Here is a 14,107-nt window from a genome sequence, read left to right as displayed (position 1 = left end):
ACGCTTCTCGTTTATTATATCGAGAGCGTTAATTTAGATGGTAAGGGTCGATCATTCCACTCGGAATATCGGCCCTTTACTTTTACCTTAAAAAATTAGAAATTACTTTCTTAATCTCGCTTGGATTAAAAGGCTTGAGCACATGCCCGTTCATGCCACTTTCCTTAAATTTACTTTTTTCATTATCTAGTGTAGATGCTGTTAGCGCCACAATAGGAAGGTTTCTATAATATTCCTCTTCCATGCCCCTGATAATAGTGGTGGTTTCAAAACCATTAATACCAGGCATTTGGATGTCCATTAACACCAAATCGTATTTTTGGCTGGTAATTGCCTCAATCGCCTTGTAGCCGTCAGCAACAAAATCTATTTGCAGTCCCCAAGTAGTTAAAATGCGTTTAGCTATTAAAATATTGATTTCATTATCATCAACAACCAACACACGCTTACCTTCAAAAAGCACTTTTTTAGTGTTTTCAGTCGTTTGCCCCTGGGCTTTCTCTAAATTAATTGTAAAAGAAAATGTAGTGCCTTTTCCCTCGGTGCTATCTACAACAATTTCCGACTGGTGCAAATTCAGCAAACGTTTGGTAATGGCCAAACCCAATCCAGTGCCGCCGTACTTTCTTGAAATATCAGTTTTCGCCTGTGTAAAAGTTTCAAAAATATAGTCCTTTTTATCCAGAGGGATGCCTATACCGTTATCTTTTACTTCAAATTTAACCGCTACTTTATTATCTATTTCATCACCAGCACGCACAATTAACTCCACCAAACCGTGATCGGTAAACTTAATGGCATTCCCAAGCAAATTCATTAAAATTTGGTACAACCTGGTTTTATCGGCCATTACCAATTCAGGTATTTTTTTATCGAAATTTAACAGAAGCTGATTGAACTGTTTAGCGGCATTTACCTGTAACGAGCTAACAATATCTTGACATAACAACTGCAAGTTAACCGGTAAAAATTCCAAATGTAAATTCCCGGTTTCAATTTTGGTGAAATCCAGCACATCGTTAATGATGTTCAATAAATTCTCTCCCGAAAACTTCAGGATGTTTAAATCATCCACCTGCGATGGTTTAGGATTGTTCTCCAATAACAAATGAGTCATCCCGATAATGGCATTCAGTGGTGTTCTAATTTCGTGGCTCATTACAGACAGGAACATTTCTTTGGCCTCGCTAAGCTGAAGGGCCTGCTCCTTGGCCAGCAAAATATCTTGCTCTACTTGTTTCCTCTCGGTAATATCCGTAATTAACTCAATGTAGCGTTCCACCATGCCCTTATCGTTAAGGATTGGCGTATTGGCCACCGATAACCAAATGGTATGGCCATTTTTCTTTTGAGCAAGCACTTCAATAGAGAAGGATTTTTTATGTGCCGATGCATTTCTGGCATCTGCTATCACTTTCCTGTCTGTTTCATCTGTAGAGAGTACATCTCCCAGTTTTTTACCGTACAACTCTACTGCCGAATAGCCTATCAATTGTTCCAGGGCATCATTTACCCAAGCTATACTCCCATTTTGGTTACAAATAGCTACGCCGGTATTGGTTTTACTGGCTACGGTGGATAACACCTCCAGTTCTTGCTCGGCTTTTTTCTTCTCCGTGATATCGATGATAATCTCAATCTCCGTTTCCACACCACCTTCGGCACTTAACACAATAGTGCTGTGGATGGATAGCCAAATTTTACTTTTGTCTTTGCGGTAGGCAAGCAAATCCACTGTAAATGATTTTTTGTCCTTTATCAGCTTCCTGGCATTTTCAATAACGGACCAATCTGTTTCAGGCCCTCTAATCAAATCACCTAGAGGCTTCCCCTGTATATCCTCCAAAGTAAATCCGGTAATTTCGGTGAAGGCATCGTTAGCCCAGCTAACCCTATTATCTTCATCACTAATTACTACACCATTATTAACCTTGCTGGCTACCAGTGATAAATGAAGCAGCTCAGTATCTAGCCGTTTTTTCTCCGTAATATCCCTACCATGACTAAACCATCTATCGCCTTTGGCGGCCATACTCCAGCTTAGCCATTTGATATTTTTTTCCTTATCAATGACCCTAAAATCTAAGGAAAAGAATTTCCGACCATTCTTAAGCCCTTCTTCCAAATAGCTAATGATCCGAGGGACATCCTCCTTAAAGCAAAAGCTCCACATGCTTTTCCCTAGCACCTCATCCAACTGGTAGCCCAGCATGTTGTAGGCTGCTTGGTTAGTGAAAAGTATGTCGCCATTTCTGTTTAAAATACAATGGATTTCAGGAGATGCTTCAAATACATTAATGAATTCTTCCGAACGCTTAGTTTGCGCTACTAATTGTAGGTTTTTGCGTCTTAAAGAAAGATGGGTAATGATTTGCTGAGACAGCGTTTGAAGCGCCTCCATTTGCGATGGACTTAATTGCTTCTCCTCATCGTCAACCACACATAAACAGCCCAATGGATAGCCATCAGTATCAACTAAGGCTACGCTTGCGTAAAAAACGAGGTTATCTGGTGCTTGCAGTAAGGGGCTTCCATAAAAATCTTCACTCGTTCGGATATTTTGAACTACATAGGCCTCTTTGCGATACATTGCAAATTGGCAAATGCTGCCCCATCTTTGAAAAACACGTTCTTTAGTGATTAGGCCATAAGAAGCCTTGAAAACGATATGCTCCTGATCTACAAAAGAGATGTACGATTTTTTGGTAGACGCGATTTGAGCGGCGAGCTTAACCAGATTGTCCAGCTCGTTATTTAAACCTTCTCCAAGTACATCGTAAGAGTAGAGCGCTTGGATGCGCAACTCTTCAGCTTCCGCACTTAGAGAAGGTGTGTTTAACATATTAAAGCCAATTAGATAGGTAAAATATTTATCTAATATAACCATTTAGGCCTAAAAAACCTATTTAACCTGAGTTCGGGATAAGAGAATTATGCTATCTGCTAGCGATAGCGCTTCAAATCTTCGTTCAGCTAATTTTCGGTCTCTTATTTTTCGGATAGTAATAATAAGCCAAAGCACTTTCTTTGAAAGAAAAATAAGCAACCGAGAGTTTTTGTTACTTTTTGCGGTCAAACCTGAGCATAGCGAAAGCTTGAATGCCAAAAACAATAAACAATCATGAAAAAAGTAAGAGCCCAGCGGCGGCGAGCTAAAAAAAACATTTAATGCAAATCTTTCAAGAATTGTAAAAGTACTTAACTCGAACTCTGTTTATTTATACAGTGGAAAACGGCTTACCAATGCTTGAACTTTTTCTTTAACGCCGTTCAATACAGCATCATTTTCTGGGTTCATTACCACTTCGTCAATCAAATCAACAATTTCAGCCATTTCGCTTTCTTTAAAGCCTCTCGAAGTAATGGCAGCTGTTCCAACCCTAAATCCAGAAGTTACAAAAGGCGACTTATCATCAAAAGGAACCATGTTTTTATTCACAGTAATATCTGCTTTTCCTAGTGCTTCTTCTGCCAATTTACCGGTAATGTTTTTATTTCTTAGGTCGATAAGCATCAAGTGGTTATCAGTACCTCCAGAAATTATGCCATAGCCTTTAGCCACAAAAGCCTTAGCCATTGCCTGTGCATTTGCACCTACCTGCTTGATATAATCACCATATTCATCAGTTAAAGCTTCGCCAAAAGCAATTGCCTTTGCCGCAATAATGTGCTCCAATGGCCCACCTTGGGTACCAGGAAAAACTGCCATATCCAAAAGGTTCGACATCATTCTGGTCTCGCCTTTAGGTGTTTTCAAACCAAATGGATTTTCAAAATCCTGTCCCATCATAATCATTCCACCACGTGGGCCTCTTAACGTTTTATGCGTAGTTGTGGTAACAATATGGCAATGCGGAAGCGGATTGTTTAATAACCCCTTTGCAATGAAACCCGCTGGGTGCGAAATATCAGCTAAAACAAGTGCACCAATTTGATCAGCTACTTTACGTATGAATGCATAATCCCATTCTCTAGAATACGCCGATGCACCGCAAATAATCAATTTTGGCTTTTCTGCTAAGGCTACTTCTTCAAGTTTAGCGTAATCAATTAAACCATCTTCTTTTTTTACACCGTAAAACAGAGGTTGATATAATTTTCCAGAGAAATTTACAGGAGAACCGTGGGTTAAGTGCCCACCATGCGACAAATCGAAACCTAAAATTTTATCGCCAGGTTGGATAACTGCTAACATCACCGCAGCGTTAGCCTGTGCACCCGAGTGAGGCTGAACGTTTACCCAAGCAGCACCAAAAAGCTTTTTAGCTCTTTCGATGGCAATGTTCTCAATTTCGTCTACCACTTGGCAGCCGCCATAATAGCGTTTTCCAGGCAAGCCCTCAGCGTATTTGTTGGTTAACACTGATCCTGCCGCTTCCATTACCTGTTTGCTCACAAAATTTTCTGAAGCAATAAGCTCCAATCCGTGCTCTTGTCTGTCTAGTTCTTTGTCAATTAAATCGAAAACTAAAGTATCTCTGTTCATTATTGGAATTATGTATTTTCGGTAAAAATACTCAAATAATTAGGTATTACAATGACTAGTTGTGCATAACTAAGTCATTGTCATCAACATTGAAAAAACCCAGCAGTTAATTTGAAATAATTATTACTAATTTTATTAAACAAAATACCGTAATTTGTGCTTTTATAACATTACATGGAAGTAAAAACAGGCCCATTATTATCTACGATAAATTACCCAGCTGATTTAAAGAAATACAGTGAGCAGGAGCTGGAACAAATTTGTCAGGAGTTACGTCAGTATATTATTGATGTTGTGAGTGTTAACGGCGGCCATTTTGGAGCCAGTCTTGGTGTGGTTGAGCTTACCGTAGCTTTACATTATGCACTTAATACACCTTATGATAAGTTGATTTGGGACGTGGGCCACCAAGCTTATGGACATAAAATTTTAACTGGCCGAAGAGGTCAATTCCATACCAATAGAATCATCAATGGCATTAGCGGTTTCCCAAAAATCAGCGAAAGCGAATATGACACTTTTGGCGTTGGACACTCCTCTACCTCTATTTCGGCAGCCTTGGGCATGGCCGTAGCCTCTCATTACAAAGGCGAAAAAGATAGACAACATGTAGCCGTTATAGGCGATGGTGCAATGACTGCAGGCTTGGCTTTTGAAGGCTTAAACCATGCAGGCATCGAAAAATCAAACGTATTGGTGATTTTGAACGATAATTGCATGTCTATTGATCCAAATGTTGGTGCACTAAAAGAATATTTAACCAGCATTACTACTTCAAAATCATATAACCGTTTTAGGGATGATGTATTCAATGTGCTTACCAAGCTATCTGAACTAGGCCCTAATGCCCAAAAATATGCCAAAAAAATACAGAAGAGCATCAAAGGCACACTTTTGAAGCAAAGTAATTTATTTGAGGCATTAAACTTTAGATATTTTGGTCCAGTGGATGGGCATGACGTTAAACGCTTGGCGGCTATCATCAAAGATTTGAAAGATATTCCAGGCCCTAAGCTTTTGCATTGTGTTACCGTAAAGGGAAAAGGATTTGCTTTGGCAGAGAAAGATCAAACTAAATGGCATGCACCGGGTCTTTTCGATAAAATTACTGGAGAAATTAAAAAACCAGTAATTGATAAACCACAACCTCCAAAATACCAGGATGTGTTTGGACATACCATGGTGGAGTTAGCTGAAGCCAATAAAAAAATTGTAGGGATTACTCCTGCAATGCCTTCAGGTTGCTCTTTAAATATCATGATGAAAGCAATGCCAGAACGAGCTTTTGACGTAGGTATTGCCGAGCAGCATGCTGTTACATTTTCGGCTGGTTTAGCTACCCAAGGACTAGTTCCTTTTTGCAATATTTACTCTAGCTTCATGCAAAGAGCATACGACCAGGTGATACACGATGTAGCTATACAGAACCTGAATGTAGTTTTCTGCTTGGATAGAGCAGGTTTGGCAGGGGCAGATGGTGCTACACACCACGGTGCTTACGACCTTGCTTTTATGCGCTGTATCCCTAACATGGTTGTTGCATCCCCAATGAACGAAGAAGAACTTCGCAACATGATGTATACGGCACAGCAAGAAAACATGGGCCCATTTACCATACGCTACCCTCGTGGAAATGGCGTATTACCTGATTGGAAACGAGCATTAAATGCCCTTGAAGTTGGTAAGGGACGCAAAATATGTGATGGAGAAGATGTGGCCATTTTAACCATTGGCCATGTTGGCAATTTCGCAGTGGAAGCTTGTAAAGAACTAACTACCGAGGGAATTACGCCAGCTCATTACGACTTAAGATTTGTAAAACCTTTAGACGAAGAACTGCTTCATGATGTGTTTACACGTTTCAAAAACGTTGTAACTGTGGAGGATGGTTGCTTACAAGGTGGTGTGGGCAGTGCCGTTTTAGAATTTATGGCCGACAATAATTACAAAGCGAACGTAATTAGACTGGGTATTCCAGACGAAGTGGTGGAGCATGGCGAACAACCTGAACTTTGGGCGTTATGTGGTTATGATACCGCTGCAATTATCGCTGCAGTAAAAAAAATGGCAGTAAGTAGACCTACAAAAATCATGGCTTCCTAAGCCATACCGTCTAAACTTAAAGGCGGGAATAAAAAGTATATACATTGGAAAAGAATTCGAAAATTTTCGTAGCAGGCCACCGTGGAATGGTTGGTTCTGCTATTTATCGTAAACTTCAAAAAGAAGGTTACCAAAATATCATTACCAAAACTTCTAGCGAGCTAGATTTAAGGGATCAAAAAGCTGTAGCTGATTTTTTTAATGCAGAGAAACCTGATTATGTTTTTTTAGCTGCAGCAAAAGTGGGTGGCATTGTGGCTAACAATACTTACCGAGCTGATTTTCTTTACGAAAACTTGGCTATCCAAAATAATGTAATACATCAATCTTACCTTAATGGTGTTAAAAAATTGATGTTTTTAGGATCAAGCTGCATTTACCCAAAAATGGCCCCACAGCCTTTAAAAGAGGATTATTTACTAACTGGATTACTTGAACCTACAAACGAGCCGTACGCTATTGCTAAAATAGCAGGCATAAAAATGTGCGATGCGTATAGAGACCAGTACGGATGTAATTTTGTTTCGGTGATGCCAACTAATTTGTATGGACTCAATGACAATTACCATCCAGAAAATTCGCACGTACTGCCAGCTTTAATTAGAAAATTTGATGAAGCAAAAAACAACGGAAGTAAGGAGGTAGTAATTTGGGGAACTGGCTCGCCAATGCGTGAGTTCTTATTTGCTGATGACTTAGCAGATGCTTGTTATTACCTAATGGAGAATTATAATGAGCCAAACTTAATTAATATTGGCACGGGTGAAGATTTAACTATAAAGAATTTAGCTTTAGCTGTAAAAAAGACGGTTGGATTTGAGGGCGAATTAGTGTTTGACACTTCTAAACCGGATGGAACACCGAGAAAGCTAATGGATGTGTCGAAATTGCACAAGCTTGGCTGGAAGCATCAGATAGAACTAGAGGAAGGCTTAAAATTAGCTTATCAAGACTATCTGACTAAAAAATAAGCTGTAAATTGATTATAAAAAAAGCGAAGAACCTATTTTGATTCTTCGCATTTTTTTGTGGTGATCGAGCCTTAAAAGTCGTAATATAAATTTCTAAAGCTGGTTCTTAAACCGAAAGTAAGCATTGACGTGTTATTTTTCGCTATATCATTTTTCTCTTGTCTAATCAATCCACCCAATTCTAACCGCAAGTTATATTTAGGATTGAGTAAATAAGCTATTTTGCCTTGCATTAGAAACAAATCGGTGCCGATTCCCTGACCAATGTGGCTACCATTTTCCACACTTCTTGAATTGTAGCTCTTAAAGATATCCTTACCATAGTTAAATCCTAATTCGTCTAAACCATATCTAGCGTATAGCAGTTGTCCCTGAAAATCAAATCGTTTAACGTTATAGTTAAGCAATCCCAAAAACTCTCTGAAATTAGCCCCAAGTGGATGTGCCAACGGCTGATTATAATTGGAATAACTAGTAATCCTATCAAAATGACTATAGGTATATGGGCGGGCAGTATTGAATTCTGCTAAGTAGTTTAACCTGTCTACTTTAAATAAATCTGAGCCTCTTAATCCTAATTGTAAAGCCCATTTATTTGCCCAACTACCATTCTTGGAAAAGAATTCTTTAGCAATAAATTCGTCGAACATAAACTGCCCATATAGTGTAGTTTTTTCCAATAGCTCGTATTTTACATTAAAGCCCAGTCTCATTTTATCAGGAGACAATGTATTGGCGCTCTCAATCGGCCTCAAAAATACAAATGGGTGTAGGTAGTTTATATCAAAGCCACGCTTACCTTCCACTTCAGCATCAGCCCAAGTTACCGCTTGAAAAAAACCAATGGATAGTCTATTGGTTGCATTCCAGTCTAAATAGTGAGCGGCCGTCCATTTACGCCTATCACCTAATCTCCGATCTGTCGTCAATCTTGGCGCTCCAGGGTCAAGCATATATGCGTAGATAGTTTGATATTGAAAGCTTCCTAAACTTGCCCTTACTCTAAAAAAAGAATAGTTTGACGAGACATCTGAAAGTAGGATAGAACGGTAACCATCGCCTATAAAGTTCTTATCATAACCCAAAGCAAAATTAAGGTACTTATTTGGACTATACGATAGTAACGCAGTTACGTAAGACCAATCTTTTGTATCCCGCTCTAACTTACCGAAGCTTTGTCCGGGTACAACTTGATTTGCCGCAATAAAACTATCAACGTAACCTGGAAATCTACCTTGATTTTCGAATCCATTTAGGTAGAAAGAAAACTTATCCCCAACATTTCCACCTACTTGAAATCCCCTAGTGTTCAACCATGTATTTCTATCACCCTGAAAATCCTTCCCTATTTGAAAATCCGCTAGAAAATCAGCATAAATGTTATAATCGTCGCTTTTAAATTGAAGTAAGTGTTCTTGAAACAATTTACGGTGTACCCAGCTACGTTTGTTAAGGGTATCAACGCCGCTGTTCATGATAGAATCGTAGGCTGTTTTTAACTTTGCATCATCGCTAAAAAAGCCTCTTATTGACGAGTGAAACTTGGTTTTGCTATCATAAACGGATTGATTAAGCTTCTGATAAAGCTGATAATCGTGTAAAATATTTTGATTGGGAGTTGTGCTTGTTTCCTGCGCTTTTGCACCAACAAAAAAGGCCAAAAAAATGGCCATTAAAGTATATTTTTTCATCAAATTTCTAGTCGTTTATGATACCGTCTAATTCTTCAAATATCGAATTTTTACTCTTAAACTCTGTTACCAATTTTTTCATCGCCAAAACTACTTTTCTATCATCATTTAAATTGGCATGGCTAATGAGCGCATAAATTTGAGTTTCGATTTCAGAGAATACATATTCACGCACTCTTCCAATCATAATTTTCTCATGATGCGTAGGTAAAGTGTTTTCGTTATCGTTCAATAATTCCTCAAAAAGCTTTTCTCCGGGCCTCAAACCTGAATATTGGATTTTGATATCTTGATTAGGCACTAAACCTGCTAAGCGGATCATTTTTTTTGCCAACTCCACAATTTTAACCGATTTACCCATATCAAATACGTAAATCTCGCCTCCTTTGCCCATGCAGCCAGCTTCTAAAACCAGCCTACAGGCTTCAGGTATTGTCATAAAATACCTCGTAATTTCTGGGTGGGTTACGGTTACAGGCCCGCCTTTTTCAATTTGCTGTTTAAACCTTGGAATAACAGAACCGTTAGAGCCTAATACATTACCAAAACGCGTTGTAATGAATTTTGTAATAGGCTTCACTTCCATATCGTTAATATAACTTAAACCATTGCTGAAAATAAAATCGCTTTTAGCCAAAGAGTTATTGAGCGACTGCACATAAATTTCAGCTATGCGCTTAGATGCACCCATTACATTTGTGGGGTTTACGGCCTTATCGGTTGATACCATCACAAATTTTTGCACACCAAACTTCACCGAAAGGTCTGCAATCATCTTAGTACCTAAAACGTTGTTCTTTATCGCTTCTGATGGGTTGTCTTCCATCAAAGGCACATGCTTATAGGCTGCAGCATGATAAACGTAATGAGGTTTGTACATTTCGAAAAGGTGAATCATGCGTTTCTCATCCGTAACATCGCCTATAAATGCATGAAAATTATTATTCTTGTGGGTTTCCTCCAGCTCCAGATAAATATCGTGCAAGGCCGTTTCTGCTTGATCACATAGAATAATTAAACCAATATCAAAGTTGAGCAACTGTCTTACAATTTCGCTACCAATTGAACCTGCCGCTCCGGTAATTAACACCCGTTTATCCTTCAATTGCTTTTGAAGTTCCTTTACATCAATTTCAATTGGCTTTCTGTTCAACAAATCTTCAATGTTGATGTTCTGGATTTGAGATTTGTTAAGCTTCCCTCCCTCCCATGCATCAGCAGGCGGAATATTTAGTACCGCAACATCGTTTTCTAAGCAAACATCTACTATCCTATTCTTTTTATCCGTGGGAATGGTATAAGATGCAAAAATCACTTCGTCTACCTCATGTTCTTTTATCAGCTCTTCCAAACGCTGTGCGCTAAGAATTTTAATACCATCAATTGCCTTTCCAACTTTTCTATCGTCATCATCAACAAAAGCTATGATTGTTTTATTCACCTTACCATCATGATCAAAAGTACGTTTGGTAGCCAATCCAGCCTCTCCCGCACCATATACAATCACCTTACGTTTATCTAAATTCAAATTTTTGATATACATGAAAAAGTACTTAATGAGCACCCGATATGTAATCAATAAAAGAAAAGAAGTAAGTAGGTTTACAATTAATACTGACGTAGAGATATAAGGCTTATAGCCCAACGCAGTGATGATAAAATTAACGAAAGAGAAAATACCATTGCTGATAATTACCGCAAACAAAATCCTAAATGTATCCTGTGCACTGGTATATCGGATGATGCCTGCATAGGTTTTGATATTGAAGAACACCACTACATTGATAATGGTTGTAATCAAAATATTTCTGCTAAACTCAACAAAATCTACATTTGCCAGCACTAAATTAAGCTTAACAGCATAGGCAATTGTTAAAGATAACAGGCAAATTCCCAGATCTATCAAAAAGATAATCCAGCGGGGTACGATATTGATTTTACCAAACAAAGCGGATAATTTTTTCTAAGGTACAACAATAATTAATTACCATCAACATTATCTAACTTGCATTTGGAGTTAAAAGTTTTTGTGATCCTTCCATTTTGAAACGTAGCATCAAGTAAACTCCTACAAATAAGGCCAGTAAGCTAACACCATGTAGCATATCAGTAAGTGCAAATTTGATCAATAACAGGTTAATCAGCAATTGCACAAAAATATAGATACAAGATACTAAAATGTGTGATAGTTTTAATTGATTAGATAGGTATTGGTAAAAATGGCTACGATGAGCTTCAAAAATATTCTCGCCACGTATTTTTCTGAAAAGTACGGTAAATGCGGTATCAGTACCATAAACCAAAAGCAATAAAATATAGGATAAGTTTTGGGTAGTTAGGATTAATTGTCCGATAAAAAAAACGATAATAAATGCGATACTCACGCTACCTACATCACCAGCAAAGCATTTAGCTTTTGTTCTGAAATTAAATAGGTTAAAAACCAATAAGGCTAAAGCTACAATAATAAGAAGCTCGTTATCGGTAAAATTTACTATAGTTTGGTTGATGTAATATAACGTTGCTATAGCGAGCAAACTATAGCCACCAGTAATGCCATTTATGCCATCCATAAAATTGTAAGCGTTAATGGTAGCAATTACAAATATCAGCGCAATTAATATCCAATACCAACTTAAGTTAAACAAGTTCCATTGAAAAAATAGCAGCACCACTGAAGTTAAGTGAATGCTTAATCGAACTTTATTGTTCAGCGTCAATACATCATCCAAAAAACTAATGGTTGCAATGGCCAAAAGGCCAATAACGAAATAGACTTGGTGAAAACCATTTATTAGGCTGTAAGCTAAAACTGCCAAAGGAAAGATGATGCCGCCGCCTCGAATAGTGACGCTTGTATGCGAACTGCGATGGTTAGGCTTATCAATAATGTTGAACCTATCTGCTATCTTGAAATAGACGAGTTCGACAATAATAAAGAAAATGAAGTAGTAAGTGGAATTGAAATTTAGCATTAAGTTAATTGATGAGGTAGGTAGATAATTATAATCAATATCTTTCTAATTAGGTGTGGAAATAAGCTTCGCTATTTTGAATTAAAAGACTCAGCCGTAATTGCTAGGCCTTCGATGGTATCGAGTGGAAGTTCTACATTTAATGCATTTTTAATCTTTGAATTACTAACCACATAACTTTCCGTTAGTTTTTGCAGGCGTTCAGAATTGAGCGGTAATTTCAATATATCTCCCACTTTAGCCAATGCTTTAATTAACCTGGATGAAATTTTCCAAAGCTTAGCTTTTTGTTTTGAAGATTGAGCTAAAATACCAACTACGCTGTTTGTCGAAAGAGCCTTGTCGTCTGCTACATTATAAACCCCCGAATTAACGTTTTTTTCCACCAACTGTTTAATTATGAAACAAAGGTTTTCTACGCTTAAGAATGAGCGCTTATTTTCGAAAGCTGCTAAAGGATAAGGGATGCCTTTTTGAACGAATTGATAGAGCAGGTTAAGATTGCCTTTATTTCCCGGTCCGTGGATCATGCAGGGCCTTAATATATAGTACATTTTACCTTCTGGGAGCGCTTGGCCCTGGATATGCTGTTCGGCCATCAACTTAGATTTTCCGTAGTCTGTTATAGGATTTGGTTCGTATTCCTCAGTTAGCACCCCATCCACGGTATCTGCAGCGGCTTTTACAGAACTGATAAAAATGAATTTCGTCGCGTCCGAGGCCAAAAAGGCATCATATAACTTTTTGGTAAGTTCATAGTTTACTTGATAATACTCTTCCGGATTAGACGTTTTCTTTAAATCGTGAGCTTTACCAGCTAAATGTACAATTGTATGAGTACCATTTAATTGCTCAGCTGTGATACTTTGCAGCTGCTTTCGGTCGATAGTAGCAATATCTGCGGTTTTCAAATACGCCAATAAATTTTGGCCTACAAAACCAGAGGAGCCGGTGATAATAAATCTCATCTTGAGGTTCGCAAAAAGGCATTATAAATAAACAAAACTACTTTCGGAGGCAATATTCTTATCGGAAATTTCAGCACTACATATTTTATCACGTCAAAACTCCCAAAAGCCCCAATATTTTTGGCATACTTAACAAAGTTCCATTCTTTTTTAAGGTAATGCAATCCGCTTCTTCTTTTAATGGTCGTTATGCCAGAGCCTACTCTGAAATCCAGAAGCACCTCTTGGATATTATAAAAAATAGCACCAGATTTCCATAATCTCAAAAAAAGAGAATAATCTTCAAATAAGGGTAGGTCACCATTATATCCGCCCGCTCGCATGACGATACTTTTTTTAAACATAATAGATGGATGGTTGAAAGGGCTCTTCAATTTGATGATCTTGATATTATCTTCATGATTTTCCCTATTAATTTTAAAACGGCCTAGATCGCCTGGAAAAGAATTGAATTCTTCGATATTGGAACCAACAACATCGTAATTCCCAATATTGATAAACTCCAGTTGCCTTTCAAATCTATTTTTACGGCATACATCATCAGTATCCATCCTAGCCACTATTGGACACGTACAATTCTCCAATCCAATGGCTAATGCAGCACCTAAACCTAAATTATCTTTTAACGAAATTACCTTAATTAGACCTGAAAATCGCTCCTGATATTCACCAATTTTAACATCAAGGTCTAAATAAAGTGGTCCGTCTTTAACCAAAACTATCTCATGCGGTTTAACTGTCTGTTGTAGTAAACTATCCATAGCCGCAACAAAATTAGCGACAGACTCTCTAACATAAACTGACATTAAAACTGAAAACTTAACCATATACCCCCACGTTTGAAAGTACAAAGGAAGGAAAAATTACATATATAGACATTTTTAATTATACTTGCGAACAGTATTTTAATAAA

The 14,107-nt window shown here is 37.9% G+C and carries 9 protein-coding genes; 2 read left to right on the top strand and 7 right to left on the bottom strand.

The genetic code is table 11. The features are described from left to right. Positions 1-82 precede the first annotated feature (82 nt). Positions 83-2,887 carry a PAS domain S-box protein gene (locus tag DUT68_RS07355; protein ID WP_113637133.1) on the bottom strand — a complete coding sequence of 935 codons (2,805 nt, stop codon included), beginning with the start codon at positions 2,885-2,887 and terminating at the stop codon, positions 83-85. A 327-nt stretch (positions 2,888-3,214) separates the two neighbouring features. After that, positions 3,215-4,486, bottom strand: coding sequence for a serine hydroxymethyltransferase (gene glyA, locus DUT68_RS07350; protein ID WP_113637132.1), 1,272 nt, complete (start codon positions 4,484-4,486; stop codon positions 3,215-3,217). Positions 4,487-4,660: 174 nt separating this feature from the next. Between glyA and dxs the strand changes: the two genes are divergently transcribed. Beyond that, positions 4,661-6,589, top strand: coding sequence for a 1-deoxy-D-xylulose-5-phosphate synthase (gene dxs / locus DUT68_RS07345; protein WP_113637130.1), 1,929 nt, complete (start codon positions 4,661-4,663; stop codon positions 6,587-6,589). A gap of 44 nt (positions 6,590-6,633) precedes the next feature. Then, the gene (fcl, locus tag DUT68_RS07340; RefSeq protein WP_113637128.1) at positions 6,634-7,560 is read left to right on the top strand and encodes a GDP-L-fucose synthase; all 927 of its coding nucleotides are present in this window, start codon (positions 6,634-6,636) and stop codon (positions 7,558-7,560) included. A 71-nt stretch (positions 7,561-7,631) separates the two neighbouring features. Here fcl and DUT68_RS07335 read toward each other — a convergent pair whose 3' ends face one another. The 5 genes from DUT68_RS07335 to DUT68_RS07315 all read right to left on the bottom strand — a co-directional run bounded on the left by DUT68_RS07335 (position 7,632) and on the right by DUT68_RS07315 (position 14,021). Next, positions 7,632-9,251 carry a gliding motility protein RemB gene (locus tag DUT68_RS07335; protein WP_113637126.1) on the bottom strand — a complete coding sequence of 540 codons (1,620 nt, stop codon included), beginning with the start codon at positions 9,249-9,251 and terminating at the stop codon, positions 7,632-7,634. A 7-nt stretch (positions 9,252-9,258) separates the two neighbouring features. Beyond that, entirely contained in the window at positions 9,259-11,199 is a 1,941-nt protein-coding gene (locus tag DUT68_RS07330; protein ID WP_113637124.1) for a polysaccharide biosynthesis protein, read from the bottom strand. A 52-nt stretch (positions 11,200-11,251) separates the two neighbouring features. Further along, positions 11,252-12,226 (bottom strand): MraY family glycosyltransferase, encoded by a 975-nt coding sequence (locus DUT68_RS07325; protein ID WP_113637123.1) that lies wholly within the window; start codon positions 12,224-12,226, stop codon positions 11,252-11,254. 71 nt (positions 12,227-12,297) lie between these two features. Next, positions 12,298-13,194 carry an NAD-dependent epimerase/dehydratase family protein gene (locus tag DUT68_RS07320; protein ID WP_113637121.1) on the bottom strand — a complete coding sequence of 299 codons (897 nt, stop codon included), beginning with the start codon at positions 13,192-13,194 and terminating at the stop codon, positions 12,298-12,300. Then, positions 13,191-14,021 (bottom strand): glycosyltransferase, encoded by an 831-nt coding sequence (locus tag DUT68_RS07315; RefSeq protein WP_113637119.1) that lies wholly within the window; start codon positions 14,019-14,021, stop codon positions 13,191-13,193. The genes DUT68_RS07320 and DUT68_RS07315 overlap by 4 nt, the downstream gene beginning before the upstream one ends. Positions 14,022-14,107: the final 86 nt, after the last annotated feature.

Source organism: Pedobacter zeaxanthinifaciens, assembly GCF_003313335.1.
GTDB classification, from domain to species: domain Bacteria; phylum Bacteroidota; class Bacteroidia; order Sphingobacteriales; family Sphingobacteriaceae; genus Pedobacter; species Pedobacter zeaxanthinifaciens.
The sequence above is the reverse complement of the archived record's forward strand: the minus strand, read 5'-3'. Positions and strand labels throughout refer to the sequence as shown.

Excerpts from the sequence above, each read along its gene's own strand:
- DUT68_RS07355 (WP_113637133.1), bottom strand. The coding sequence starts at position 2,887 with ATGGTTATATTAGATAAATATTTTACCTATCTAATTGGCTTTAATATG.
- DUT68_RS07335 (WP_113637126.1), bottom strand. The coding sequence starts at position 9,251 with ATGAAAAAATATACTTTAATGGCCATTTTTTTGGCCTTTTTTGTTGGT.
- DUT68_RS07320 (WP_113637121.1), bottom strand. The coding sequence starts at position 13,194 with ATGAGATTTATTATCACCGGCTCCTCTGGTTTTGTAGGCCAAAATTTA.
- dxs (WP_113637130.1), top strand. The coding sequence starts at position 4,661 with ATGGAAGTAAAAACAGGCCCATTATTATCTACGATAAATTACCCAGCT.
- glyA (WP_113637132.1), bottom strand. The coding sequence starts at position 4,486 with ATGAACAGAGATACTTTAGTTTTCGATTTAATTGACAAAGAACTAGAC.
- DUT68_RS07325 (WP_113637123.1), bottom strand. The coding sequence starts at position 12,226 with ATGCTAAATTTCAATTCCACTTACTACTTCATTTTCTTTATTATTGTC.
- DUT68_RS07315 (WP_113637119.1), bottom strand. The coding sequence starts at position 14,021 with ATGGTTAAGTTTTCAGTTTTAATGTCAGTTTATGTTAGAGAGTCTGTC.